The sequence below is a fragment of the Butyrivibrio hungatei NK4A153 genome, from assembly GCF_000424465.1.
In the GTDB taxonomy this organism is placed as follows: Bacteria; Bacillota; Clostridia; order Lachnospirales; family Lachnospiraceae; genus Butyrivibrio; species Butyrivibrio hungatei_A.
Genome location: NZ_AUJY01000023.1, coordinates 1 through 24,850, shown reverse-complemented (window position 1 = coordinate 24,850; position 24,850 = coordinate 1). Strand labels below are relative to the sequence as shown.

At 41.8% G+C, this 24,850-nt stretch carries 26 protein-coding genes, 1 tRNA gene and 1 pseudogene; 8 read left to right on the top strand and 20 right to left on the bottom strand.

Going from position 1 to position 24,850, the window contains the following annotated elements; genetic code table 11:
* Positions 1-18: 18 nt before the first annotated feature.
* Both G628_RS0109545 and G628_RS0109540 read right to left on the bottom strand, forming a co-directional pair.
* Positions 19-1,845, bottom strand: coding sequence for a DUF5722 domain-containing protein (locus G628_RS0109545; RefSeq protein ID WP_027209005.1), 1,827 nt, complete (start codon positions 1,843-1,845; stop codon positions 19-21).
* Complete coding sequence (locus G628_RS0109540; protein WP_026667757.1) at positions 1,845-3,179, bottom strand: replication-associated recombination protein A; 1,335 nt, start codon at positions 3,177-3,179, stop codon at positions 1,845-1,847. Before G628_RS0109540 ends, G628_RS0109545 begins: the two co-directional genes overlap by 1 nt.
* 165 nt (positions 3,180-3,344) lie before the next feature.
* Between G628_RS0109540 and G628_RS0109535 the strand changes: the two genes are divergently transcribed.
* Together G628_RS0109535 and G628_RS0109530 are read left to right on the top strand one after the other, a co-directional pair.
* Positions 3,345-3,986 (top strand): MerR family transcriptional regulator, encoded by a 642-nt coding sequence (locus G628_RS0109535; RefSeq protein ID WP_027209004.1) that lies wholly within the window; start codon positions 3,345-3,347, stop codon positions 3,984-3,986.
* Positions 3,967-4,278 (top strand): YbjQ family protein, encoded by a 312-nt coding sequence (locus tag G628_RS0109530; RefSeq protein ID WP_026656935.1) that lies wholly within the window; start codon positions 3,967-3,969, stop codon positions 4,276-4,278. The genes G628_RS0109535 and G628_RS0109530 overlap by 20 nt, the downstream gene beginning before the upstream one ends.
* 229 nt (positions 4,279-4,507) lie before the next feature.
* On the opposite strand, the gene G628_RS0109525 is transcribed toward G628_RS0109530, so the two are convergent.
* The 4 genes from G628_RS0109525 to G628_RS0109510 all read right to left on the bottom strand — a co-directional run bounded on the left by G628_RS0109525 (position 4,508) and on the right by G628_RS0109510 (position 7,415).
* Positions 4,508-5,413, bottom strand: a complete 906-nt coding sequence (locus G628_RS0109525) for a ComEC/Rec2 family competence protein (protein ID WP_027209003.1) — start codon at positions 5,411-5,413, stop codon at positions 4,508-4,510.
* 97 nt (positions 5,414-5,510) lie between these two features.
* A complete protein-coding gene (locus tag G628_RS0109520) occupies positions 5,511-6,416 on the bottom strand; it encodes a TIGR01212 family radical SAM protein (protein ID WP_027209002.1) in 906 nt (301 codons plus the stop codon).
* 3 nt (positions 6,417-6,419) lie between these two features.
* Entirely contained in the window at positions 6,420-6,806 is a 387-nt protein-coding gene (locus G628_RS0109515) for a C-GCAxxG-C-C family protein (protein WP_026656931.1), read from the bottom strand.
* Between the two features lie 72 nt (positions 6,807-6,878).
* The gene (locus G628_RS0109510; RefSeq protein ID WP_026656930.1) at positions 6,879-7,415 is read right to left on the bottom strand and encodes a DUF4870 domain-containing protein; all 537 of its coding nucleotides are present in this window, start codon (positions 7,413-7,415) and stop codon (positions 6,879-6,881) included.
* 160 nt (positions 7,416-7,575) lie between these two features.
* Here G628_RS0109510 and G628_RS17005 point away from each other — a divergent pair, with 160 nt between their 5' ends.
* Positions 7,576-10,290 carry a translation factor GTPase family protein gene (locus G628_RS17005; protein ID WP_034500773.1) on the top strand — a complete coding sequence of 905 codons (2,715 nt, stop codon included), beginning with the start codon at positions 7,576-7,578 and terminating at the stop codon, positions 10,288-10,290.
* Positions 10,291-10,365: 75 nt separating this feature from the next.
* Positions 10,366-12,162 carry a methyl-accepting chemotaxis protein gene (locus G628_RS0109500; RefSeq protein WP_026656929.1) on the top strand — a complete coding sequence of 599 codons (1,797 nt, stop codon included), beginning with the start codon at positions 10,366-10,368 and terminating at the stop codon, positions 12,160-12,162.
* Between the two features lie 96 nt (positions 12,163-12,258).
* Here the strand turns inward: G628_RS0109500 and G628_RS18515 are convergent, their stop codons facing one another.
* The 7 genes from G628_RS18515 to G628_RS0109465 form a co-directional block, all read right to left on the bottom strand.
* The gene (locus G628_RS18515) at positions 12,259-12,576 is read right to left on the bottom strand and encodes a DUF1858 domain-containing protein (protein ID WP_026656928.1); all 318 of its coding nucleotides are present in this window, start codon (positions 12,574-12,576) and stop codon (positions 12,259-12,261) included.
* Between the two features lie 134 nt (positions 12,577-12,710).
* A complete protein-coding gene (locus tag G628_RS0109490) occupies positions 12,711-13,271 on the bottom strand; it encodes a TetR/AcrR family transcriptional regulator (protein WP_026656927.1) in 561 nt (186 codons plus the stop codon).
* A gap of 64 nt (positions 13,272-13,335) precedes the next feature.
* A complete protein-coding gene (locus G628_RS0109485; RefSeq protein WP_026656926.1) occupies positions 13,336-14,775 on the bottom strand; it encodes an aminoacyl-histidine dipeptidase in 1,440 nt (479 codons plus the stop codon).
* A gap of 89 nt (positions 14,776-14,864) precedes the next feature.
* Positions 14,865-15,221 (bottom strand): 50S ribosomal protein L20, encoded by a 357-nt coding sequence (gene rplT / locus G628_RS0109480; RefSeq protein ID WP_026656925.1) that lies wholly within the window; start codon positions 15,219-15,221, stop codon positions 14,865-14,867.
* Positions 15,222-15,403: 182 nt separating this feature from the next.
* A complete protein-coding gene (gene rpmI, locus G628_RS0109475; RefSeq protein WP_013280183.1) occupies positions 15,404-15,604 on the bottom strand; it encodes a 50S ribosomal protein L35 in 201 nt (66 codons plus the stop codon).
* A 66-nt stretch (positions 15,605-15,670) separates the two neighbouring features.
* Positions 15,671-16,180 (bottom strand): translation initiation factor IF-3, encoded by a 510-nt coding sequence (infC, locus tag G628_RS0109470; protein WP_026656923.1) that lies wholly within the window; start codon positions 16,178-16,180, stop codon positions 15,671-15,673.
* 211 nt (positions 16,181-16,391) lie between these two features.
* A complete protein-coding gene (locus G628_RS0109465) occupies positions 16,392-16,610 on the bottom strand; it encodes a hypothetical protein (protein WP_026656922.1) in 219 nt (72 codons plus the stop codon).
* 135 nt (positions 16,611-16,745) lie between these two features.
* On the opposite strand from G628_RS0109465, the gene G628_RS0109460 reads away from it, so the two are divergent.
* Positions 16,746-17,399 (top strand): TVP38/TMEM64 family protein, encoded by a 654-nt coding sequence (locus G628_RS0109460; protein WP_155833795.1) that lies wholly within the window; start codon positions 16,746-16,748, stop codon positions 17,397-17,399.
* Positions 17,400-17,601: 202 nt separating this feature from the next.
* Here the strand turns inward: G628_RS0109460 and G628_RS0109455 are convergent.
* From G628_RS0109455 to G628_RS0109445, 3 genes are all read right to left on the bottom strand, one after another.
* A tRNA-Trp gene (locus G628_RS0109455) sits at positions 17,602-17,673 on the bottom strand.
* A gap of 88 nt (positions 17,674-17,761) precedes the next feature.
* Positions 17,762-18,223, bottom strand: coding sequence for a VanZ family protein (locus tag G628_RS16995; protein WP_420354240.1), 462 nt, complete (start codon positions 18,221-18,223; stop codon positions 17,762-17,764).
* 92 nt (positions 18,224-18,315) lie between these two features.
* Positions 18,316-18,870, bottom strand: a complete 555-nt coding sequence (locus tag G628_RS0109445; protein WP_034469015.1) for a flavin reductase family protein — start codon at positions 18,868-18,870, stop codon at positions 18,316-18,318.
* Between the two features lie 298 nt (positions 18,871-19,168).
* Here G628_RS0109445 and G628_RS0109440 point away from each other — a divergent pair, with 298 nt between their 5' ends.
* Together G628_RS0109440 and G628_RS0109435 are read left to right on the top strand one after the other, a co-directional pair.
* Positions 19,169-19,675, top strand: a complete 507-nt coding sequence (locus G628_RS0109440; protein ID WP_026656919.1) for a hypothetical protein — start codon at positions 19,169-19,171, stop codon at positions 19,673-19,675.
* Positions 19,676-19,713: 38 nt separating this feature from the next.
* The gene (locus tag G628_RS0109435) at positions 19,714-20,436 is read left to right on the top strand and encodes a hypothetical protein (RefSeq protein WP_155833794.1); all 723 of its coding nucleotides are present in this window, start codon (positions 19,714-19,716) and stop codon (positions 20,434-20,436) included.
* Between the two features lie 665 nt (positions 20,437-21,101).
* On the opposite strand, the gene G628_RS18730 is transcribed toward G628_RS0109435, so the two are convergent.
* Together G628_RS18730 and G628_RS18155 are read right to left on the bottom strand one after the other, a co-directional pair.
* On the bottom strand, positions 21,102-21,263 hold the full coding sequence (locus G628_RS18730; RefSeq protein ID WP_155833793.1) for a hypothetical protein: 162 nt from the start codon (positions 21,261-21,263) through the stop codon (positions 21,102-21,104).
* Positions 21,260-22,570 carry a sensor histidine kinase gene (locus G628_RS18155; RefSeq protein WP_051199130.1) on the bottom strand — a complete coding sequence of 437 codons (1,311 nt, stop codon included), beginning with the start codon at positions 22,568-22,570 and terminating at the stop codon, positions 21,260-21,262. The genes G628_RS18730 and G628_RS18155 overlap by 4 nt, the downstream gene beginning before the upstream one ends.
* Positions 22,571-22,726: 156 nt before the next feature.
* On the opposite strand from G628_RS18155, the gene G628_RS0109415 reads away from it, so the two are divergent.
* Positions 22,727-23,248, top strand: a complete 522-nt coding sequence (locus G628_RS0109415; protein WP_026656916.1) for a peptidylprolyl isomerase — start codon at positions 22,727-22,729, stop codon at positions 23,246-23,248.
* 93 nt (positions 23,249-23,341) lie between these two features.
* On the opposite strand, the gene G628_RS0109410 is transcribed toward G628_RS0109415, so the two are convergent.
* Both G628_RS0109410 and G628_RS19350 read right to left on the bottom strand, forming a co-directional pair.
* Complete coding sequence (locus tag G628_RS0109410; RefSeq protein WP_026656915.1) at positions 23,342-24,376, bottom strand: hypothetical protein; 1,035 nt, start codon at positions 24,374-24,376, stop codon at positions 23,342-23,344.
* Between the two features lie 232 nt (positions 24,377-24,608).
* Positions 24,609-24,850, bottom strand: a pseudogene (locus G628_RS19350) (group II intron reverse transcriptase/maturase); the annotation flags it as partial.

Genomic DNA, 24,850 nt, shown 5'->3' with positions numbered 1-24,850 from the left:
AGTACTACTCCTCTCTTGTCAAAACTCTTTTCCAACTATACTGTAAGCAAACGACACGACTTCGTTTCGTTTGTCCGTATCAATGTATTTGAAGACATCATATAGCTTCTTGTGTCCTCCGCCCGTGTTTTCAAGGCCGAGCGCAAGCCCCAGTGCCGATATCTCCTCCTGCGCATCAACCTGCCTGGACAGCATGAGCGCGTCGATATGGCCATTTTTTTCCATTTTGGTATAAGCATAGGCAAATGCCGCTGCCTGAACATCTTCTCCGGATGTAGATGAATATCCCAGCTCACTCAGAATTATTGAGCGAACATTTCCCGAAGTATCCCTCATGGAATCTTTTTGCATATAATTAGTAAGCACCTCGATGTTATCCATTGTTATCGTAGGTGTTGTTTCCGTGTGATTTACGTACCTGGATGCATTCCAGAACGCCGTATTTCCGTTTGGGAAAGAATACGGATGAGCCGCAAGTCCCCAGTCTATATTTCCGTAATTTGATATGGACGACGCAAATATATCTATAACGTCTTTTGCGTCATAATCACCTGTCTTTTCCGTATTATATGTCCAGCGCTGGTCAATCGGAATGTATACCTTAGCGCTTGAATTTTCGCTCATTATGGCATTGTAAAAGACTCTGAATGCTCTTGTAAATGCCGCTGTATATGTATTTACATCGGTCTTTGCCATATAATTATATTCTTTTCTGGCGTTGACCTCATTGGCAATAATCCACATACTTACATTGCCATGGCCGGTTCCCGAATATCTTCCCGCCAAAAAGCTTCCGATAGCGGCAAGTGCTTTTACACCGCCTTCATCTGCAGCGTTAAACATGTAATACGGTGCAGTTGAGCCGCTTCGGGCATCCGGATGAGTAATCTCGGGATATGTTGAAGGGCTGGCATCATTTAATATGATAGCAGCTATGTCTATCCCCATTCCATTGAGCTTCTGGAACAGATTATCATAATCATTCATTATCTGCGAGTTAAAATGATAAACCTTACCGCCATAATCATACTCAATTCCGCCGGAAGTCGTAAGTATATGCGAAAGAGGAATATTGTAAGAACAATAATTCACTCCGAGATCCGGAAGTTCGGAAAGCTTCAGCGGATGTGGAAGAATTCCCTTTATCGACTTGTGCTCCATCCCGCCATAGCTGTGCCTTGCGCACGCTCCGGGATTTGTAATGTACTTGGGATGGCTTATGCCGACAAAACCTCCGTCTTTTCTGACAGCAAGTGTAAACTTGGAAAAAAGCCTTGAATCCGCAGAATCTTTTTTCAGATTAAGCTTAAACTGTGCCTCTTCACCCTTATATATCCTGTCAAGAGGCTCTGCACCTTCTGCAAGACCGTCCTCATATGTTGCCTGTTCAAAAATATAATAGTATTTGTCATCACTTGCCGGTATTCCCGCAGAAGTCGCTTCTATCTGGATTTTGTCATCATCCACGATAGCGCAGTTGTTGATGCTGGCAAATTCGGCAGTGTTCTCGGGCGTAAGTTCAATTGTTTCCGGTCTCTGCATAAGGGCTTCCGTAACCGTCATCCCCGATCCCGTTATGAAATTTATAATATCCTGATTTAAATACTCATGCTTTCCGTTATTGGTAGTATCATGTGCTACTTCAATAGTCTCAAGAAAAGATTCCGGCTCAGAATCGTCTCCGTTATATACATTTTTTAGCAAAGTTACAACTAATACAGTAACAAAAACAAGCGCAAAGGCTGTAACTATTCCTGTTAAGGCAAGCAGTCTTCTGTTTCGCCGGATTCTTTGATTTCTTGTACTTCCTTTACCGGTTCGCATCCTGCGCTTTCTTTTTTTCATCAGTCTCCCTTTTTATTTCTGTTTTTTAGTTTCTTCATATGATCCTTTATCTTAAGTTCGTAGCCATTTCCCGTCGGGTTGTAAAATTCCTTTCCATTAAGCTCATACGGCAGATACTGCTGTTCAACATAATGGTCCGGATAATCGTGGGCATATTTGTATCCAAGGCCGTGCCCAAGCTTTGCGGCCGATTTGTAGTGTGCATCCTGAAGATGCGGCGGAATCGGAAGATTTCCCGTTTCCCTGATTGCATGCTGTGCATTCTCAATAGCAAGATATGCCGCATTGCTCTTAGGCGCCGTAGCGATGTAGCTTGCCGCCTGAGCCAGCGTTATACGCGCTTCCGGCATGCCGAGTCTCTCAACTGCAAGTGAAGCTGCAACCGCCACCTGTAAAGCTTGCGGATCGGCGTTTCCTACATCTTCGGAAGCACATACCATCATTCGCCTTACTATGAATTTAGGGTCTTCTCCGGCATCCAGCATTCTTGCAAGATAGTAGACCGCAGCGTCCGGATCCGAACCTCGCATACTCTTTATAAAAGCAGATATAGTGTCGTAGTGATTGTCGCCGTCCTTGTCATATCTGGCAACTTTACGCTGAATGCACTCCTCTGCCACTTCTTTGGTTATATGTATCAGGCCGTCGCTGCTGCGCTCTGTTGTCATAACGCCAAGTTCAATGGCATTTAACGCATGCCTTGCATCTCCATCAGAAAGATCTGCAAGAAAATCTGCAGCATCATCTTCAAGAACAGCGTTATAACCGCCCATTCCTCTCTCTTTATCGGTAACGGCGCGGTTTAGAAGCACTTTTATATCATCAGCCGTAAGCGGTTTAAGTTCGAAAACGACCGATCTTGATATAAGAGCCCCGTTCACCTCAAAATAGGGATTCTCCGTCGTTGCACCGATAAGTATCACAGTCCCGTCCTCAACAAACGGAAGTAGGTAGTCCTGCTGCCCCTTATTAAACCTGTGAATCTCGTCTATAAAAAGAATGGTCTTCTTGCCGTACATCCCAAGGTTATCCTTAGCCTTGTTAACGACCTCTTCCATATCTTTTTTGCCCGCTATGGTAGCATTTATCTGAGTAAACTCAGCCTTCGTAGTACCCGCTATAACCTTAGCAAGCGTGGTCTTTCCTGTTCCGGGTGGCCCGTACAGTATTATGGAACTTAGCTTATCTGCCTGAATTGCACGATAAAGAAGCTTGTCTTTTGCAATGATATGCTGCTGTCCCACCACCTCATCCAAGGTTCTCGGGCGCATTCTTGCGGCAAGCGGAGATTCTTTATCCATATTGTTTTCACGCATATAGTCAAACAAATCCATAACATTTTAGATTTTACTATTTTTGATAAAAAAAATAAAGGTACGCTTTCGCTGCATTGTATAATAGATTTTATAAAAAATCACAAAAAGTATTGACCTTCCACCTTATGGAAGGTGTATTTTCCTTATATCAGCAGAGAATTCAATGCGATTGGAGAAACATCAATGAAGATTAGTCAGGTAGAAGAACTTGTTGGTATCACCAAAAAGAATATCCGTTTTTATGAAGACCAAGGTCTTCTTTCTCCGGAGAGGGATCCCGAAAACGGATACAGAGAATATTCTCTTAAGGATGTTGATGAGCTTATGAAGATCAAATTCCTAAGAAAGCTCTCCGTTCCTCTGGAGGACATTCGCAGAGTTCAGGAAAAAGAACTATCACTTAGCATGTGTCTTGAAAAACAGAGCAGTAACTTAAAATGCGAGATTACATCCTTAGAAAGCGCGATTGAACTGTGTGATTCCGTAAAAGACAAGAATCCTGATTATTCTGATTTCAAAGCAGAAGAATATCTCGAAGAAATACATAAGATCGAAGAAAGGGGTGGAAAGTTCATGAACGTTTCCAAAACAGATGTCAAGAAAAAGAAAATGGGAGCTTTATTGGCAGCTGCAGTATTCTTAGCTATGATGGTCGCTTACATAATCTTCTTCCTTACAGTAAGCGTAAGTGACGGAACTCCGATGCCTCTGTTCATTGTGATCATGTTTGTAGGCATTGCTGTAATAGTTGGTTGTATTCTTGCTTTAAGGCAAAGACTTAAGGAAATCGAAGGAGGAGAAGAAGATGAAGCTAGTAAGTATTGATACCATTCCCGGAGCAGAGATTGAGGCTCTCGGCCTTGTAAAAGGAACTGTTGTGCAGTCCAAGAATTTGGGAAGAGATTTTATGGCCGGCATGAAGACACTTGTCGGAGGTGAGATCAAGGGATACACTGAGATGCTCACGGAAGCAAGGCAAATTGCCACAAAGCGTATGGTTGATGAGGCTATGAGTCTTGGCGCCGATGCGATCGTAGGTGTTCGCTACGGCTCATCCGCAGTCATGCAGGGTGCAGCAGAGATCGTTGCATACGGAACTGCCGTGAAAATAAAGTAAATCCGGGCCTTATATAGCGCTTGGGGCGTGCGGGCATAGGCTCTGTAATGCTTGTGTTCGGCTGCGCAGTGATTATCATGAATTTATATAAACAGGAATCGCTTCCTTTCACGTTGTTCAGAAAAGTCAGCGGTTCCTGTTTTTATAAATATTGATAATCATCTTGCTCGTCCGAAAACTACGCACTACAGAGCCTATGCCCGCACGCCCCAAGCGCTATATAAGGCCCTCACTTACTGCTCTGCTCTATCGTTACGCCGTCGGCGTTCATCTTAATGGTTATGTCTCCGCCTCTGGTGATATAGGTTTCCACACCTTCAGCTTCCAAAACATTAATCGTCTCCGCATCCTCATGTTCCTTCTTACTTGCTGTAATGATCGCATACTTAGGGGCGACACTTTTTATAAATTCATCAAGGTTCTTTTTGAATCGTCCGTGATGTGGCATTTTGAGAACATCACATTCAAGTCCGTCTGTCGAGATGAGTTCGTTGATACGCTCTTCTTCCGCATCTCCCGTAAAGAGCATTGTCTTATCAGCACACTGCACCTTGATCGCAAGTGATGAATTGTTGCTGATACTGCTCTTATACACTGTTGCTTCCGGCGGATAGATTGTATATACAACTCCGTCTTCTTTAAAAGAAAAAACATCCTTTACAATAAGGTCTTTATAGCCTTTTTCCTTGAGGGCACTGTAATATTCCGTTATATCATCGGAATCCTTTGATAGATATGTTGTGTAGATCTTTCCTACATTTTTGGCCCTTATTATCTGATCTGCTCCGCCGACATGATCTTGATCAAAGTGAGTGATTATCATCTCATCTATGGTATCTATCCCCTGCTCATCGATAAGTTCAAGGAAATTGTCGCCCTTTTTATCTGTCGCCGTGTCTATTACAACAGTGTGATTCGCCGTTCTTAAAAGAAAAGCATCGGCCTTTCCGCACTTAAACGCAGTGATAGTGATCTCTGAATCGGGATCGGGTGTAAGATTTTTGCTCGCTTCGTCCGAATAAACTTCCTCAGCCGTATCATCGCCAGGCTGAAAAACCTTGGAATTATTATTGCAGGAAGAAGTTGCAAAAATTGTTGCCATCAAAGTTAAAGCCGCTACCAGTCTTTTTTTCATATGTCCCCCTTTAACCTTTCACATTTATATTGTCCACAAAAAAAGCCATTTTAAAGTTTATATCCCGTACCTTAAATAAACCTAAATTTCATCATGCTTAAGAAATAATCTCATTACACTTTTTGTTCAGCATATTGAGAACTCTCTTTTTATCAAGGCTCCACAACGGTGCCTCAAGAAGGCGCCTCGGCCCGTCTCCCGTCATCCTGTGTACTACGGTTTCTTTGGGCAAAAGAGCTATACAATCACGCACAAGATCCGTATACTCCTCCATTGACATCACAGGAAACGGCTCGCGCATATAATCATCATACACCGAAGTCCCCTTCAATATCTGAAGATTCTGAATCTTGATGCCGTCAAGTACGGGGTCAAGCTCCGCAAGATACTTAACCGACGAAAGCATATCGTCTTTTGTTTCACCCGGAAGTCCCAGAATAACATGCACTATGACCGTTATGCCGGCTTCTTTAAGCCTCTTGTACGCATCTTCAAAGACTTTAAGTTCATAACCCCTGTCAACCTTTCGGGCGGTCTCTTCATGTATCGTCTGAAGTCCAAGTTCCACCCACACAGGCTTCTTGCGGTTAAGAGCTACAAGCATCTCCATTACGTCATCTCCCAGGCAGTCGGGTCTTGTTCCCAGGGAAAGAATCTTAATATCATCCCTGTCAGCAGTCTCGTTATAGAGCTTGGAAAGACGCCCGACATCTCCGTAGGTATTCGTATAAGACTGAAAATACGCGATAAAGCTCTTTGCATCAGTCTTTTGCCTTATCCTTGCCTTTGCATCTTCTATCTGGACAGCGATCGGTGCGATCTTTGCCGCAAACTCACCAGAGCCCTGCTCAGAACAAAAAGTACATCCCTTTGTCAGCTTTTTTCCGTCCGGAGTGATTATTGAGCCGTCCCTGTTAGGGCACGTACAACCTGATGAAAGAGAAAGTCTGTATATCTTTTCACCGTATGTTTCTTTTAAATATGTTGAAAGCTTTCGAGGCATGGCTCAGCACATCTGCTCCTTTGTTTCCTCTATGCACTCAACCGCGTGTCTTACACAATCATCGCAGTCGCACAGTACCTTTCCGGTCTCCACTCCCTTGAGTTCCTTGCAGATAGTGGCTCCGGACTTTTCCTTAAAGCTTGCAAGCATCTTTTTTGCCGTCATTACAGTCGGGGTAGTCGTATCGTTTTTTAGCCCCGCAACCATTGTTGCCGCACAAAGAGCACCGCATGTGGCTTCAAGGCATCCCATTCCCGTTCCGAATCCCGAGCCCATCTTCATAAGAAGTTCCTCCGGAACCTTAAGCTCATCCTTATACGCTTTCAGAACAGCCTGACAACAATTGCATCCACTGTGTTTGTACTGAACTGCCAATTCTCTTTTATCCATTTTTTCTCCTACCACTACGAGCAGGTGCCTTATCAAAAAACACCTGCTCGCCTGATTTTTTACCGTTTCAAATTATGCAAGGAAACCTATATCGGAAACTATCGGAAGTTCTATAGCTTTTCCTTTGAGCGCTCTCACAAATGCTACGATCCTTACTATAAAAAGTACGATCAGCATGATGGGTGATGCAATCCATCCGATAAACGGAACGATGAAGACAACTGCTGCAATAATATTTGCAACTTCGATCATAGCTGCGTTTCTTGCATGGAATCTTGCAAACGGTGAATTATTTACCAAAAGAGCTATGATCATGCCCATAAATCCTATATATGCAAGGGTTGCAAATATCTTATTATCTGCAATATCCCTTTTATCATAGTCAGAAGTGTGATCCTTTGGATCAAATGCTGTATACTGAGGAGCAAACTGGTTAAAGCTCTGCCCGTTCGGATTAAATCCGGGCTGCATCTGTGGTGCAACACCATCCTGAAAAGCATTCGGATCGACTCCCTGATTCTGGTTATATGGCTCTAAAGAGCAGCCACATTTCTCGCAGAATTTTACGTCATCTGCTAACTCTTTCCCACAATTTGGACAAATTTTCATTGCAATTACCTCCTACCCCAAAACTGCTATTTACTTTCAAATTATTGTACATTCTGTGAAAAACATTTGCAAGTTGCACACAATTTAATAATGTAATCCATTGCTTATTTTGAACAAAAAATAGTAACATTACTATATGAAACAATTAAGGATGTGATATATGAAAAGAAATGTGACCCTTGGCATACTTGCCCATGTTGACGCGGGTAAGACTACCCTTTCTGAGAGTCTCTTGTATCTTGCCGGCCGTATTAAAAAGCCGGGAAGAGTCGATCATAAAGATACTTTTCTTGATACATACGAACTCGAAAGATCACGCGGAATTACAATCTTTTCCAAACAAGCCATTTTTGATTACAACGACATACGCTTTAATCTGCTTGACACTCCGGGACACGCAGATTTTTCTCCGGAAATGGAAAGAACTCTTCAGGTTCTTGACATTGCTACGCTCATAATAAGCGCACCGGACGGCGTAACTTCACAGGCCAGGATGCTTTTTAAGCTCCTTGAGCATTACCGTGTCCCGACTGTGATCTTCGTAAACAAAATGGACCAACCCGGAACCGATGTAGGTGCGGTGACATCTGAGATCAGGGAAACACTTTCATCCTCATGCATCTCTTTTGATGAGAGTGTGCCTGAAGATGAATTCTTTGAAGAACTCGCCATGTGTGACGAAGAGCTTTTATCAAGTTTCCTTGATGGTAAAAAGATAACTCAGGAAAACATTAGCAATCTCATTCATAAAAGGAAGTGCTTCCCGATTCTCTTTGGCTCAGCCCTTAAAGCGGACGGCGTACAACAGCTCCTTGACCTTATCTGCAAGGCAGCTCCGAGTATGACCTGCGAAGCTGAAAACCCTGACGGTACGCCAAAAGAATTCGGAGCCAGGATATATAAGATAAGCAGAGATAATTCAGGAAACCGTTTGACTCACATCAAGATCACAAGCGGCGTCCTGAACGTCAGAGACAGTATTCGCGGCGAAAAAGTCGATCAGATACGACTTTATTCGGGCGAAAAGTTCGAGCCTGCAAGAAGTGCCTATGCCGGAATGATATGCGTCGTAACAGGCCTTACAGGGACAAGAGCCGGCGAAGGACTCGGCATTTTGGAAGGCAGTAATGTCTCAGAAATCCTGCAACCCATTTTATCCTGCACTCTCCTTCTTCCCGAAGATGTGAATCCCGTTCCCGTCTTTAAGCAGCTTAAAGTTCTCGAAGAGGAAGAACCTATGCTTCAGGTGACTTCTCTTGAAGAAACCGGCCAGATTGAGATTCAGATAATGGGTGAAGTGCAAAAAGAGATCCTTCGTCACATGCTAAAGACCCGATTTAACATCGACGCGGAGTTTGGCCCCGGACACACCGTATATAAGGAAACGATAGCAAATACCGTTGAAGGCGTCGGTCATTTTGAACCGCTCCGCCACTACGCCGAAGTGCATCTTCTCCTTGAACCCGGAGAACCGGGAAGCGGTCTTGTCTTTTCGTCAGACTGTCCGACCGATGACCTTGCACTTAACTGGCAGAGGCTGGTCCTTACGCACCTTGGTGAAAAGAAGCATCGCGGAGTCCTTACAGGCTCTGAGATAACCGACATGAAAATCACGCTCATAGCAGGAAAGGCTCACGAAAAGCACACAGAGGGCGGTGATTTCAGGCAGGCCACCTATCGCGCAATAAGGCAGGGACTGATGCAGGCAGATTCAGTTCTTTTAGAACCGATACTCGATTACAGAATGGAACTTCCGCAAGAAACTGTAGGAAGGGCTCTCACGGACATACAAATGATGAACGGAACCGTGGGACTGCCCGATATTGAAGGCGGCAAATCAATTCTTACGGGAACTGTCCCCGCAGCATGTCTCGGTAATTACGCGCAGGAACTATCCGCATATACCAAAGGCGAAGGCCATATCTACACCACGCTCAGCGGCTACGGCCCTTGCCACAACGCAGAAGAAGTTATTGCTTCATCAGGTTACGATCCCGACCTTGATCCGGACAATCCCTCTTCTTCCGTATTTTGTATGCACGGTGCGGCAACCTTGATCTCATGGGATGAAGTTCCGGATCATATGCATCTGGACGCAAGAAAGCCCGATTTAGCAAAAAGCGATGCAGTAACAGATCTTACAAACGGCCTCGACCTCGAAGCCCTAAAGAAGATAAATACGCGCAGAAGCGCTGAAGATACACGCTCTTTTGCAGAAAAACAAAAAGACTATTTCGCCGCCGAAGACGAACTAAAGTCCATATTTGAAAGAACCTACGGAACCATAAAGCCTCGCTACACTGAGGACCGATCCGTACTTGCTTCAGCAGACAGCATTGCGGCCGAAAAAAACAGAGACCTTGATATCGAACAAGAAAAACGCGATAAGCACAGAAACGCCACCGCAGCAGAAAAAGCAGCAATCGAAGCATCAAAGCACTATCTTCTGGTCGATGGCTACAACGTGATCCACGCATCAAAGGAATTAAAAGATCTTGCCAAACACGATCTCAAGGCCGCGAGAGACTCACTCATAGATACGCTGTCCAACTTCCAAGGATACAGGCGTGAAGAAGTCCTGCTTATATTTGACGCCTATAAGGTACCCGGCGGAAAAGAGCACATTGAAAAACTAAATAACCTTACAGTGATATACACAAAAGAAGCTGAGACAGCCGATCAGTACATTGAAAAGGCTGCTCACGAATTCAGTAAGAAATACAGGGTGACTGTTGCCACTTCAGACGCAATCGAGCAAGTCATAGTATTCAGTGCCGGTGCGATAAGGATGTCTGCATCGGAATTCTGGGAAGAAATTGAGGTGACACGGCGATCTATACTGGATAAGATTTTGGAAAAAAAGCATAAAGATTAGGAAAAAAGTATAAACTTTTTTAACGAAATTGCCGATATATTTGTATAATAGACTGACACGGAGGTAATTGTTTCTATGAAGGAAAAACGAACACCTAAGTTCCACGCCAGCATGGCTGCTGTGCTGTTAATGGTCACTATCCCGCTTATAATAGCGTTGATCGGTAGCATCATTTTCAGTAATGTGCAGATGAAGAACATTGAGAAGACCGACGAGAAGATTTATTATGACATGCTATATACAATAAATTTTGAGCTTGTAAATGCAGACAAAGACTTGAACGAGGCAATGCTTTCAATCAGTCGCTACCTTTCAGAATTTAAGTATGCAAATATGAGTGTCCTTACAGGATATATGGAAAACACTCAGAATTGCATCGACCAGACATCAAGCAGAGTTGAAAACGCAAACGGGCTCGCCCAGACCAATTCATATTTGTATAACACTATAACTTCAGATTCCGGAGCAACTTTTACAGCAACTCATGATTCATTTGTTGCCGCTCTCGCAGAATGGCAGGAAGATTACAAACAGACAATCGGATCCGGCTCAGATGAGTACAATGCAGGATCCGGCGAGATCAAGAAGCTCACGGATGACTACGCGATTGCCAGAGGTTATCTCTCAGAGATGACTCAGATTGCCGAGAAATGGGCCAATGATGAGAAAGAGATGAACAACGCTTCAATAAACAGAAGTATCATCGTAAGCTCAACAATATTCGGCGCGATCGCAGCTGCACTCTTTATCTTTACTATCATCATGCTCCTTAACATCGTACACAACCTTAAGAGTATCTCTCTTGCGGTTAAGAACGTTGCTACGGGAGACTTTGTTACCAAGATAAGACCCAACAGCATTATAAAAGACTTTAATAATATCGCTGCTTCTCTTGAGGGAATGAGACACGAACTCAGACACGCACTCCTTAAAGTCATTACTCATGCCGATAGCGTAAACAGCAAAGCTGAGATTGCAAAAGATTCAATCACAAGCTCGCAGAAAACCACAACCGATATCAGCTCCGCAGTAAACGATCTTGCATCGGGAGCAACAGCTATGGCTGAAGATGTTCAGAGCACTTCTACCATCACGATCAACATCGGCTCTTCTGTTGACAGCGTGCTTGATTCAGCAAACTCCAACCTTGAAAAAGGCCGCCTTGTTTACAATGAATCTGTCAAAGTAAAAGAACAGCTTGAGCAGATCAAGATTCAGGACCAGAAGACAGACGAAATGGCCGGACGTGTTGCAGAGTCAGTTAACGAGACCGCAAATGTAGTTGAACAGATCTCGACAGCCGCAGAATCCATCATTTCAATCGCAAGCCAGACAAACCTCCTTGCGCTCAATGCTTCAATTGAGGCCGCAAGAGCCGGCGAAGCAGGAAAAGGATTTGCAGTCGTTGCCGATAACATCAAGAACCTTGCAGGCGATACAAACGCTCTTGCAGGCGAGATCACCAACATGCTCTCAACAATCACCGACTACTCAAACACTAACAAAGAACTTACAGAGAGCATCAAGGCCGCTACAACAAATGAAGCTACAGCCCTTGAAGAGATGAGTATTTCCTTCGATGAAATGCTAAGACTCCTTCAGGAAACCGAGGAAGGAAACAAGCAGATTGCTACTCTCGTAGAGACAATGAACTCCGATAAGGAGAACATCCTTAACTCCATCGAGTCCCTTTCAAGTATCTCCGAAGAGAACGCCGCTTCCACTCAGGAAACAAGCGCATCTCTCATGGAACTTGATACCAATATGGAATCTGTTGTAAATCAGGCAAAAGACCTCCAGCAGATTGCCGAAGAGCTTACAGCCAATGTTAAGTACTTCAAGATTCAGGTTCCTGCCAAAAAAGAAAACTAAGAAAAATAAAAGGATAAAAACTTATCGGTGATACGCCGAAAGTTTTTATCCTTATTTTTTTACATATTCTGCTCACACGGACGTTACGCTGATATCTTATGCGTTATGCTCAATAAGATAGTCGTTAAGCGCATCTACAATCTCTTCACCGTCAATACCATGTACTGCACAAGCCTCAGCAAGTGTCTCCATCTGTGAAGCGGGACAATAGATACATCCCATTCCGCACTCCATCAAAAACTGTGACGCGAGCGGATGCTTAACCAAAAGGTCTCCGACAAGCATATCTGCTGTAACAAGTGCCTCTGCACCTGACTCGTTCTTTACTTCTTCGTTTGCCAATTTAATCTCCTCACTTTCACTATTGCTACGTTCTTCATCGCTACCAAAGAACAGATCTTTTAACTTACTCATATATTCTCCGTTCCAAACACAATATCTCGTTAAACGCTCTACTCAATAAAGCTGATTATAATTCAATAAATTGTGCAAAATCATTTTAGCGCACACATTCATTTATAGCAAGTATCATTTTGAACTCTTTATACTTATATAAGAATTCCGGCCATTATAACGTCTATCGATGTTTCCATGATCTCGCTGAAGCTAAGTCCCACCTTAAGCATCTCCCTGGATGCAATAAGCTGTTTAATAGATCCTATAAATATAAGTCTGACGAAAGTAAGGGGCATATCCTTGATCAATTTCTTTTCCATAGCCTTGATAAGAAGCCTGTCGACGTTATCCCAGCTATTCTCTATCCTATAGATCAAATACTCGTAAACGTCAGGATATTTGGTCTTAAGCTGATAAACTTTTCTGAAATCGATATCTTTGTACTTATCAGGAAGACATACTATAGCAAGCTTTATCTTTTGCACAAGATCGATGGAATCATCATCGATTATCTCAATCTCTTTTTCCCTGATTCCTTCAAACACGTAATCGATAACAGCCTTTAAAAGATCGGCCTTTTTGCCAAACTGCTTATAAACCGTCTTCTTGCTTATATGCATTCCGTCTACAAGTTCATCCAGCGTAAACTTAAGTCCTTCTCTGCTAAAGCGCATTATAGTCTCGTCAATGATTCTTTCCTTTATATCATCCATGCGACAGTCCCCCGAGTTTTTCACATTATATGGCAAACATGCGATAGCTCTGCATCTTACTTGATCATGCGAGTACAGCCTTTAAGTACTCCCATACATTCTTTGCAGACTTAACAGACAGTTTTTCCTTTGTGGAATGAATATCTGCCATATCGGGTCCGATTGATATGCAATCAAGATCTTTTATCTTATTGCTGATGATACCACACTCAAGTCCTGCGTGAATTGCATGAAGAACAGGCTCTTTTCCATACAGTTTCTTATAAACGTCAACCATATGGTCTCTGAGCTGAGAATCACATCTGTACTTCCATCCGGGATAGATGCCTTCCATAGTTGTCTTGCCGCCAAAAGACTCCGCTACAACTTCAAGTTTCTTTACAAGAACTGCCTTGGATGATTCAACACTGCTTCTAAGTGACTGAACAGTCTTTGCCTTGTCACTGCTTGTTTCCACAATACCAAGGTTAACAGAAGTCTCAACAAGTCCTTCTACAGCGGCACTCATCGCAAGAGGGCCGTTTGGCATTGCAATGATCATCTTAAGAAATCTCTCAGCATCCTTTTTATCAATACATTCTGCTGTTGTCTTACCAATCTCGTTAAATGTTATCTCAACGTTTGGATCCTTAAGATCAAGCTCGCCTTTGACATCTGTAAGCGTCTTTTCAACACTTTCTTTTATCTTGGCAACATCACCTTCAGGAACAACAATATTTGCAGCTGACGCAAATGGAATCGCATTATCGGCCATTCCGCCGCCAAAGTTCTTTACATGAAGCTCCGCAACATCCATTGCCTCAAGCATAGTCCTAGCACATATGATATTGGCATTTCCTCTCTCATACTTGATCATCTCTCCCGAGTGTCCGCCCTTAAGACCAAGTACTTCTATCTTACATTCAACACCGGAAATGCTCTCTCTCTTTACCGTAAGTTCAGAAATAAATGTTGCCCCCCCTGCGCAACTTGTAATAAATTCGCCTTCAATCTCGTTGTCTATATTGATCATCTTCTTGCCTTTGAGTGAAGACAGATCAAGCGCCGATGCACCGATCATTCCAATCTCCTCGTTGGTAGTGATGATAACTTCAAGCGGAGGATGCGGTATATCCTTAGAATCAAGGAGTGCAAGAATATACGCAACCGCTATTCCGTCGTCTCCTCCAAGGCTTGTACCGTCTGCCCAGATATATTCTCCGTCAGTCTTCACCCTAAGGCTGTCTTTTGCCATATCTATATCACAGTCATCTTCTTTTACTGCAACCATATCCATGTGGCCCTGAAGAATAATAGGTTCCCTATCTTCATATCCCTTAGAAGCAGGTGCCTTGATGATGACATTAAGCTCATCGTCAGATATTACTTCCAGATTCCTCTCCTTTGCAAAATTAACAAGAAAAGCACTTATCTGCTCCAAATTTCTGGAGCCGTGCGGAATCTTACATATCTCCTCAAAAAAATGAAAAACCTCTTTGGGTTCTAAGTTCTCTAATACTGACATTTGTGTTACCTCCAAAAAAATAAAGAAGCCTCTTTCGAGACTTCTTTATTCTATCGCAACAATATCGTTTTATCAACGCATGTTTTAATTTATGCAATCTTTGTCTTTGCAAGCTCTGCAAGTGTCTTGAATCCTTCAGGATCGTTAACTGCGAGGTCTGCAAGCATCTTTCTGTTGATGTCAACGCCTGCAAGCTTAAGACCGTGCATCATGTTGCTGTATGAAAGACCGTTGATTCTAGCTGCAGCATTGATACGTGTAATCCAAAGAGATCTCATATCTCTCTTCTTCTGCTTACGTCCGGCGAATGCAGAAGTAAGTGCTCTCATAACTGACTGCTTTGCAACTCTATACTGCTTTGATCTTGCTCCTCTGTATCCTTTTGCAAGTTTTAATACTCTATTGTGCTTTTTCTTGGCATTCAATGCGCCTTTAACTCTTGCCATTTAAAATATCCTCCTAAAATTTTTCAAAAACATTTTAAAACTGTTAGTGCTCTTACACTAAACCCGATAAAACCTTGCTAAGTGCTCTGCTTATGGGATATATACTAAATTCGACAAAACCTCATGTAAGTATATCCCCATAGCTCGCACTAAGCTCGATAAAACCTCGCTAAGTGCTCTGCTTAAGCGTAAGGAAGAATGCTCTTCATTGCCTTTACATTTGTAGCATCAACAAGTCCTGCATGTCTCAAGTTTCTCTTTCTCTTTGTGGACTTCTTTGTCAAGATGTGGCGCTTATACGCTTTGTTTCTCATAAGCTTGCCTGTGCCAGTAACCTTAAATCTCTTGGCAGCAGCTCTCTTTGTTTTCATCTTTTGCTGCATAACTAAATCCTCCTGTGAATCTTAAGTTTATTCTATAGTGTTCAACCAAAAATAATGGTAAAAACCTTAGTTTTTCTTCTCTGTAAGGAACATTGCCATGCTACGTCCCTCAACCTTAGGCTGCTTCTCGATAACAGCAATATCGCTGAGCGCCTCGGCAAAATCTGTAAGAATGTGTACGCTTGCGCCCATATGAGCCATCTCACGACCACGGAAACGAAGTGTTACCTTTACACGATTTCCTTTTTCAAGGAATTTCTTAGCCGCATTGACCTTTGTGTTAAGATCGTTCTTGTCGATATTGGGAGAAAGTCTGATCTCCTTGATCTCAACTGTCTTCTGCTTCTTTCTTGCCTCTTTTTCTTTGCGAAGCTGTTCATACTTAAACTTACCATAATCAACAACTCTGCAAACAGGTGGTTTGGCGTTTGGAGCGATCATAACAAGATCAACACCTGCATCATCGGCTGTCTTTCTGGCATCCTGAATTGACATAACACCGAGCTGTTCGCCCTCAACTCCGATTACACGAACTTCCTTAGCTCTAATCTGTTCATTGATAAATAACTCGCTAATGGCTTTATCCTCCGCAAAATAAAAAAAAGTGAATACGCAACGTATCCACTTTTCTATTCATAATAAAAAACCTGACGGTATTATTCTTGAAAAGATATTAACGCCTGCTGGCTGTGCCGCAGGGTGAGAGTGGATACTCTGCTTTGTTATCAAATACTGAAATAATATATCACAGTAAAAAGTCTCTGTCAACTTTTTTTGTTTTAAATTATTATTTAGTCTTTACAGGGATAAGCAACAGATCGTTTGTTCCAAAGAACAAGCTGTTTCTTATCATACCAATCCTATAAAGATTTAATATGTAGAACATCGCACAAAATACCGTTATCAGACCAAAAGTAGCTATAAGGTCTTCAACTGTAGGCGGATAACCACGACGCCTCGTGTAATTTCCGACATATTCTGCGATCTCTGCTTCAAATCCACGCATGATTCCTATACCTCCCCTCTGTATTTTTTAGTAGATGTATTTAATGTTACAGAAGGAATGTTTCTAATTTGTGGAATAAAAATAAAAACAATATAAACAATTATTGTCGCTGCTCACAAATAGTATAATGTATTTATGAAAAAGGGAACTGTAAGGACAACTGTTACTTTATTCCTAATAGCGATATTCATGCTGCTTTTATATGTATTCGTCGGCAGACCCATGATTGGTTTTGTCAAAGATCCCGAGGCTCTGGATGCTTTTGTGCAAAGCAAAGGAACCGCAGGTCTGTTAGTTTTTGGCTTTTTTGTCCTGATACAGACAATGTCAAGTTGCATTCCCGGACTGCCTTTTTATCTGGCTTCAGGCTATCTTCTCGGCGGCTTTAAAGGAGCTCTTCTGTGCGATACGTTTGCAACGCTCGGAAACACAGCCGCTTTTCTTATCGGTAAGAAATTCGGAAGAAATTTTTTACTATATCTTTTCCCTGAAGATAAGCTTGTGCATGTTGAAAACATAATAAAAAAAGGAAAGCCAAAGATCATTCATATTTTATTCATGCTACTGCCCCTTCCCAAAGATACATATGCCTGGCTTGGCTATTACTCGGAAGAACCGCTTATTATGTGGATTCCGCTCACATTTATTGCAAGATTCCCGCATATTTTCCTGTATACTTACGGCGGCGAGCAGCTTATGTCCAATAAGTATATGGTGCTTATCTTGGGTGGAGCCTTCGCAACACTTGTATACGCCGTTGTTTTGATGTTACTTAAGAAAAAGAATTAGTTTCATATATCATGGAATTCCCTAATCAATAAAAAAGCATTTCGCTCGCGAAATGCTAGCGCGCGAGCGGATTGCGTAAGCAATATATTCCTTACCGCGAGCTGCGCATCCCTGCGGAGCTTTTTTGTTGAATAGGGAATTTCAGAGAAATTTCCTATTCAACAAAAAACGCTTAACTCAATGAGTTAAGCGCTTTTAGCAACAGGGGAAGAGGGATTCGAACCCCCATGAGCGGTTTTGGAGACCGGCATACTAGCCATTGTATGATTCCCCTATTTATACGGTTTGTCGGCACATGTCGCACCAACGAATGAAATTATATCATAGCAATTTAGGCTTGTAAAGAATAAAAATAAAAGAGTTTATCTCCGTTTTTTGCCGCGATCTTCATCTTTATGATTGGACAATGGTTTGAAAATAGTCATTCTTCCCGTCCATCCTACAATTCTTGTAAGTATTATTCCCGTAATCGCTCCGCTGGAGTCTATCATTACATCTTTTGGCGAAGGCCCTCTACCGTGGACAAAAGACTGATGGAATTCATCAAGACTTGCGTATCCGACACAGAATAGTCCTGCAAAAAAGATCAGCTTCATTCCTCTTACGCCATATACATACAGCGGAAAAGCTACAGATACTCCCAAAAGGAAGTATTCCGTAAAGTGTGCTGTCTTTCTTACATAATACTGATATTTTGTGGAAAGCTGATCGATACGTTCTTCGCTCCAGCCTTTATCGAGCACCTTGTTTGTAACAGTAAAGATCTTTACCCCCACTTTGTAACTTAACTGGCTGCTGGTCGTACCTTCCTGCGATGAAAGCATAAAGATAATGCACATCATCATTATTGCAGGCAGAAAGGACATTGGTTTTAATACGAATCTAAGTGTTTCTTTTATGTATAATAAAAAATATTTCATTTTTTCCTTTTCGATGTCTTCTTTTTCACTACGCTGTATCCGAATTTTCCGATCTTTTCACCAAGAGTAAAATACTCTCCGTGTGAATAAGAGATCAGATCTGCGGCGCGCAGGTCAAATTTTCCTTTGTTGTCTAATAGTTTCTCATCAACGGTAACGCCCATCACTTCAGCCACAAACATATCATGGCTTCCAAGTTCCAGAACGTTTCTTACCTTACATTCAATATTTACGGGGCTCTCTGCGATTCCGGGAGCTGACACGAATCTTGATTCTAACGGCGTCAGATGCATTTCTTTGAACTTGTCATAGTCTTTTCCCGATCTTACTCCGCACCAATCGGTTGCGTAAGCAAGCTTTCTGTTCGTGAGATTAACCACAAACTCGCCCGTCTCCTTCAAGATATCATAGGAGTAGCGCTCCTTACGAACAGATATGGATAACATCGCAGGTGAACTGCAAACATTCCCTGCCCAGGCTACGGTAATGATATTGGGCTTCTCGCCTTCTCTTTGGCAACTTACCATAACTGCAGGTATGGGATACAGCATGTTCCCCGGTTTCCATAATTCTTTTCCGTTTTTATTTTCCAATGAATCTACCTCATTATCTTAAATATATTTTAAAAGTATACCACATCAGCGGCATTAAGTGACAAATGTATGAGGAATCATGCCAATATATCTGAAAAAGGTGAAAGAAGACAGAAAAATATCTTTTGTTAACAATATATTTAGCAACTATTGCCATTGAAACGCCAATACATGCTGGTATAATGAAAAGGGCATTTGGAATGCTAAATAAAAATAAACAAATAACAGGGTGAAAATGAATGGAAGGAGAAAGAATATGAAAAGATTTCATACAATCATGGCTGCATCTATTATGGCAGCTTCAATTATGGCATGCGGACAGGAGGCTGAACAGCCGGAGCAGCCTGAGACAGAAACGGTAGAGGAAGTGGAAAGTGCCGAAAATACCGATCCGGTAGATGATACGGATACAGCTGCCGATACGGCGGAAGAGTCAACAAAGGATGAGGCAAAAGATTCAGCTCTTGCCGCACCCACAGTAAAAGATGGTGTAAAGAAGCAGGGACCTGAAGGACAGGATGTATACTTTGAGTGGAATTCCGTTGACGGAGCCGATGGATATGAAATCTCTGTAAAGTCAAAGTACTGTGAAGAACAGGAATATACTGAGGATGCTTCAACCTATGAGACCACAGATAACTTCTATACTGTGGGAGCACAGGATGATTTCGATTTCCTTATTAAGGTAAGAGCTTATAAGGGCGAAGGAGCAAACAGAACTTTCAGTGAGTGGAGCAACGAAGCTAAAGGCGCTACTTACTGATAAAAAACGGATTGCAAATAAATCTTTGAATAGTTAAAATGGCAATAAAGCAGTTATCAATGATGATAGCTGCTTTTCTTATTGAAAATCTGAAACGGATAAAAATTTTACAGAAAGAAGGGATTATTACGAAGAAGTACATCAAATGGTTTGGCTTAAGTTTATTAGTTTTCTTGGTAAGTATTTTCCTGCATGAATGCGGTCATGGAATTGCTAACAGTATAGCAGGAATACCTTGTAGTACAGGTTTCAATAAGGTGGGCGATATATACAAATATCCGTCGGATAGTGATTTCAGAGCATACTATTCCACTACACAGGCAGTCTTGTTAGATTTCGGTGTTCCGTGTACGTTGCTTTTATGTGTTCTTGGTACATTGCTTTTTAAAAAGAATAAGAACAAGCTCATTCAATACATAGGAGCAGCACTTGCGACAGTAAACAGCCTATTACGATTTGTCCCTTGCACATGTGTATTACTCACACCTGTCTTTACAGGCAAAACTCATGTAGAAGATGAATATGAAACAGGACAGTTTCTTTGCCAAATGACCGGTAATAACTTTTTATTATATATTCCGGCGTTGGTATCTGAGGCAATCACACTACTCTGCATGATCGTCATACTTAGGGATGCGAAGAAAAAGAATGTCCAGCATGTTGCATTATACACATTTGTTTCATTCTCGGTTTTTTGCATTGGAATGGTAATAGCATTTATCATGGATGAACATTTTAGAATCAACTGGAACGCTATGTAAGTATATATATTGACTTAATCAATATGCTATTATAAGATGTTATTGCGGAAACGCATTAAAAAGCAATTATATATTCAACGGCAAAAACAACCCCCTAGGTGCTGCAACACCTAGGGGGTTTTGCTCGTCAAAGTGAGCTATTCTTAGGTTAGTACCGTGTTATTACTCTCTGTCTAACCATTTGCAAATATAGTAGGCAACTACACTCGCCAACACAGAGATGCTAAAAGCAATTATATATTCCAACGGCGCCTCACCTCCTTTCTGCTGGAGGGACACGGCTTATTTACATTATCACAATTCGAATCACAATACAAACACTTGTACTAAAATCCAAGCATTCATTTCTTCGTTATTTTATATATGATAAATAGATATACAAACAAACGGTTATATCCTTTATTAACCGTTTATTTCATTACAAAAAACAACGTACGGAGGTCCACAATGGCAAAAGTCATCATAATTATCGTTTTGTTACTCTTAATCACTTACGCTCCTATAGTATTCCCTATAGCAGCTATATTGGCTATAGCATTGCTGATATATTCTTTCTTTTATTTTAGAGGTGAGAAGTTCCAATCTATAAAGGGTGCTAAGATGTAAGGATAATTTGGCTCAGATTCCTATTATCATGCCACTAAAAATCCGATTAACTCATTGAGTTAATCGGGTTTTATTTTTCTAACTTCAGAAATTGCTTCACTAATATCGCTTTCCGTCATTCCGACTTTTTCAGCCCATTTCTGAGTTTTCTCCATAAGATTATTATATTCATCCATATCTGGTTTATTTATAGTTTTAAACAATATTCTTCCTCCTTTCACACCGGAATAATAATCTCCACCGTAGTTCCTCTTCCCGGATACGACTTAACATGCATCTCTGCGTTTTCCATTATGCGAAGCCGTTCTTCCACATTCTTTAAGCCATGCATTTCTGCTTCATAATCGGGATTATCTGTGATCTCATCTGTATCAAAGCCTATTCCGTTGTCTTTTACCTCAATCTTGATATATCCGTTTCCGCGATGAGTGCTTATCTTTATGATACCCTTGGTTCCCGGCGCAAGTTTTCTTATGCCGTGCCTTACAGCATTTTCAACGACGGGCTGCAGGGTAAGTGCAGGAAGCTCAAAGTCTTTTTCCCGTATGTCATACTCTACTTCAAAAGCATCCTCAAGCACAACCTTTTCAATCTCAAGAAAAGTCATCGTATGATCGAGCTCGTCCGAAAACAAGATCATCTCATCTTTTTCAGAAAAACCCTTATTACCTTTAATATATTCAGACAGCCATGAGACAAGATCTTTTGCCCTCTTGGGATCACGTTCGCACAGCTCCTTTGTATAATCAAGCGTTGTATAAATAAACTGCGGCCTGATCTGAGACAGCGCTATCTTATTTCTCAAATTGGACAGTTCGCTTTCTTTTGTACTTATCATCACCCGCTGATTCAATAAATTCTTGGAATTATCTTCTATTGCCTGAGCAAGCATAAGTAGCGCGCTCATAAGGCAGGCGAGATTATAAAGAGAATAGCCGTAAACAAACACCTGCAGCCCCGCCGCAAGAATCGGAACAAAGATAAAGCAGAACACCGCAATAAACCTGCGTTTTGTCACTTTCTTGCGCATATACGTAAGATACAAGATGCAGATTATGGCTTCAGACATATTGACCAGAGTCCACAAAGGAAATCCGGGACCTCTCTCATATAGATTCGTATCGGGATTAATTCTATAGATATATCCGCTCCCCTGCGAAAACATAAGCATAATCTCAGCACATATCGCGATAGCGGCTACTGCGTAGAAAATCGTGAAATCACTTTTTTCTTCATAAACAGAAAAGATCACATAGATTGAAACAAAAACAGGGATCACGGGATTTATCAAGAACGTCACAAAATTAGACGCAGTGACCATTCCATACGCAAATTCCCCCGGAACGCCTCTGTAGCACCAGGCCAGACCGTCAAACACCAGAACCAGTCCTACAGTCAGTTCCAGTATTGCAAGCGCCCTATACTCTTTCTTTATGATCGTGCGGCCCAAAAACAAATATACAGATGCCAGTATACAGAACAATGCGCCCCACAATTCCGCATCGGTGATCAAATATTTAAGTTCCACTCACTCATCTCCTTTTAACGGATTATAATATAATTATAGCCATAAATTCACTAAATTTCATCTGCATTCTCTATGTATTTTCACTTTGCTTTTCTTTATGTTATACTTGCAGAAGTGTTTGTTTCTAACACAATAACATTTATCAGGAGGAAAAAAATGGCACAGAATCCTATTGTTACAATCACAATGGAAAACGGTGATGTCATAAAGGCTGAACTCTATCCGGAGATTGCCCCCAACACAGTAAATAACTTTATTTCACTTATCAAAAAGAATTTCTACGACGGACTTATTTTCCACCGCGTAATAAAAGGCTTCATGCTTCAGGGCGGAGACCCGGAAGGAAGCGGAATGGGCGGCCCCGGATACGGAATAAAGGGTGAGTTTTCATCAAACGGATTTAAAAATGACTTAAAGCATACAGAGGGTGTTTTATCAATGGCAAGATCTATGATGCCCAACTCAGCAGGCTCACAGTTCTTTATCATGCACAAGACATCTCCTCACCTTGACGGAGACTACGCTGCATTCGGTAAGGTTACGGAAGGCCTCGAGGTTGTAAACAAGATTGCCGAGACTGAGACAGACTGGAACGACCGTCCCACAACACCTCAGGTTATGAAGACAGTTACAGTAGAGACTTTCGGAGTAGATTATCCCGAACCAGAAAAAGCATGACATCTTAAATGAAAAAGCCTTGACTATGTGAAGAATCTTCCATGATCAAGGCTTTTATTATTCCATTTTTTAAATATCTGTATTTCTGATATCTTACCACTCAGGTGATATGGACACCGCGTGGTTATATCCGTCAGAACCGGTTGCAAGGGTAACAACTATTCTCTTATCTTCCATAAGGAACAGACAGTTGTTATATACCGTGTTTGCGTCAAGTCTTATCTCCATTGTTCCGTCTTTTGTCTGAAGGAAAAGAGTGCTCTCATTGGTCTTACTCTTGATCTTACCGTTTACGGTAGCTTTTGATCTTTCATCAACAGAAACTGTAGGTGATGACGTATCGCTCTCATTTACAATCTTTGAAGCATGGTTCCAGGAATCATTACCTCTGTAGAAATATACCGTATACTTCTGTCCGGGGAAAACAACTCTTCCTTCCGAAGCATCTGTATTACTGTCGATCACAAACTCCATCCTGCCTTCGGAAGTCTTGAGTACAAGCTTACTTGAAGTAGTCTGCCCCGATATTGTTCCTCTGACTCCTGTTCCATACTTTTCAACATTTGCAGTGGATAAAGCGCTTGTCTGCTTATCTTTTACAGACAAAGCATGCATATATGCATCAGATCCTCTTGCACAGTTTACCTCGATTTCTCTACCGACCAAAATGCACTTAACTCCGCTTAAATCGGTTTCGTTATCAAGCTTGATCTCCATTGTTCCGTCACCGGTCTTAAGTAATATCTTCTCTCTTGTTGTTCCCTTTGCTATCTTACCCTTTACAGTAGTGGACTTGGCAGAATCTACTTCAGCTTTTCCGGGCTTTACCTCGCTTTTGATTGAAGTTGCGTGCCAGTACCCGTCGCTTCCCGTAGAACAAGTAACCGTAACCTTTGTTCCGGGGAAGAAAAACTTTGCCTCACTGTTATCTGTCGAATCATCGATCTTAATCTCTACTGTTCCGCCGGAGGTAGAAAGATACATCTTCTCAGCCGTCGTTCTGTCGTCAATCTTACCTGTAAAAGTCATCTCAGATGCCTTTGAATCCACAGGAAAAACAAGCGCTCCGGCCACTATGACAACAATCGTCAACGCAACACCCAAGATAGCCGATATGCTTTTTTTCATATTTTCTTATCCCCTTTCGCAATACTTTTTCACACAAAATATACCAAATTACAGATACATTATACATCATCTTGTACACATATGTGTGTTTCTTTTATTAAAAAAAGTGTTTTTCAACTAAAATATGCAAGATTTTCTAATTAAATCGAGTAGGAGGAATTTCTCATAAATGAGAAATTCCGACCTCTCACACCACCGTGCGTACCGTTCGGTACACGGCGGTTCAATCAACTTAACAAGTAACACACTTTTCGGTGTAGTAATCTAACATTGAGACTAATCCAAATGAGGTTAGTCTCTTTGTACTTATAGCCTTTTGTACCCATCCATTGTGAGCGAGTCTTGCATATCTGTCTCCGCAGTAGGCGATATTATACGCCGCCCATCTTGGTACGTCCAGCTTCATCAAATTCTTAGCTCTATTCTGTGGAGTTTTCCAATGCTTCCAAATACACATACGCAATCTAAAACGAA

Excerpts from the sequence above, each read along its gene's own strand:
- G628_RS0109465 (WP_026656922.1), bottom strand. The coding sequence starts at position 16,610 with ATGCGTGGATTTGAAGCAGAGATCGCAGAATATGTCGGAAATTACACG.
- G628_RS0109540 (WP_026667757.1), bottom strand. The coding sequence starts at position 3,179 with ATGGATTTGTTTGACTATATGCGTGAAAACAATATGGATAAAGAATCT.
- G628_RS0109460 (WP_155833795.1), top strand. The coding sequence starts at position 16,746 with ATGAAAAAGGGAACTGTAAGGACAACTGTTACTTTATTCCTAATAGCG.
- G628_RS0109520 (WP_027209002.1), bottom strand. The coding sequence starts at position 6,416 with ATGCCTCGAAAGCTTTCAACATATTTAAAAGAAACATACGGTGAAAAG.
- rpmI (WP_013280183.1), bottom strand. The coding sequence starts at position 15,604 with ATGCAGCAAAAGATGAAAACAAAGAGAGCTGCTGCCAAGAGATTTAAG.
- G628_RS0109435 (WP_155833794.1), top strand. The coding sequence starts at position 19,714 with ATGGCAATAAAGCAGTTATCAATGATGATAGCTGCTTTTCTTATTGAA.
- G628_RS0109530 (WP_026656935.1), top strand. The coding sequence starts at position 3,967 with ATGAAGCTAGTAAGTATTGATACCATTCCCGGAGCAGAGATTGAGGCT.
- rplT (WP_026656925.1), bottom strand. The coding sequence starts at position 15,221 with ATGGCAAGAGTTAAAGGCGCATTGAATGCCAAGAAAAAGCACAATAGA.
- G628_RS17005 (WP_034500773.1), top strand. The coding sequence starts at position 7,576 with ATGAAAAGAAATGTGACCCTTGGCATACTTGCCCATGTTGACGCGGGT.
- G628_RS16995 (WP_420354240.1), bottom strand. The coding sequence starts at position 18,223 with ATGCTTTCATCGCAGGAAGGTACGACCAGCAGCCAGTTAAGTTACAAA.
- G628_RS0109440 (WP_026656919.1), top strand. The coding sequence starts at position 19,169 with ATGAAAAGATTTCATACAATCATGGCTGCATCTATTATGGCAGCTTCA.
- G628_RS0109485 (WP_026656926.1), bottom strand. The coding sequence starts at position 14,775 with ATGTCAGTATTAGAGAACTTAGAACCCAAAGAGGTTTTTCATTTTTTT.
- G628_RS0109500 (WP_026656929.1), top strand. The coding sequence starts at position 10,366 with ATGAAGGAAAAACGAACACCTAAGTTCCACGCCAGCATGGCTGCTGTG.
- G628_RS0109415 (WP_026656916.1), top strand. The coding sequence starts at position 22,727 with ATGGCACAGAATCCTATTGTTACAATCACAATGGAAAACGGTGATGTC.
- G628_RS18515 (WP_026656928.1), bottom strand. The coding sequence starts at position 12,576 with ATGAGTAAGTTAAAAGATCTGTTCTTTGGTAGCGATGAAGAACGTAGC.
- G628_RS0109525 (WP_027209003.1), bottom strand. The coding sequence starts at position 5,413 with ATGAAAAAAAGACTGGTAGCGGCTTTAACTTTGATGGCAACAATTTTT.
- G628_RS0109490 (WP_026656927.1), bottom strand. The coding sequence starts at position 13,271 with ATGGATGATATAAAGGAAAGAATCATTGACGAGACTATAATGCGCTTT.
- G628_RS0109545 (WP_027209005.1), bottom strand. The coding sequence starts at position 1,845 with ATGAAAAAAAGAAAGCGCAGGATGCGAACCGGTAAAGGAAGTACAAGA.
- G628_RS0109445 (WP_034469015.1), bottom strand. The coding sequence starts at position 18,870 with ATGCTGTATCCCATACCTGCAGTTATGGTAAGTTGCCAAAGAGAAGGC.
- G628_RS0109515 (WP_026656931.1), bottom strand. The coding sequence starts at position 6,806 with ATGGATAAAAGAGAATTGGCAGTTCAGTACAAACACAGTGGATGCAAT.
- G628_RS0109410 (WP_026656915.1), bottom strand. The coding sequence starts at position 24,376 with ATGAAAAAAAGCATATCGGCTATCTTGGGTGTTGCGTTGACGATTGTT.
- G628_RS0109535 (WP_027209004.1), top strand. The coding sequence starts at position 3,345 with ATGAAGATTAGTCAGGTAGAAGAACTTGTTGGTATCACCAAAAAGAAT.
- G628_RS0109510 (WP_026656930.1), bottom strand. The coding sequence starts at position 7,415 with ATGAAAATTTGTCCAAATTGTGGGAAAGAGTTAGCAGATGACGTAAAA.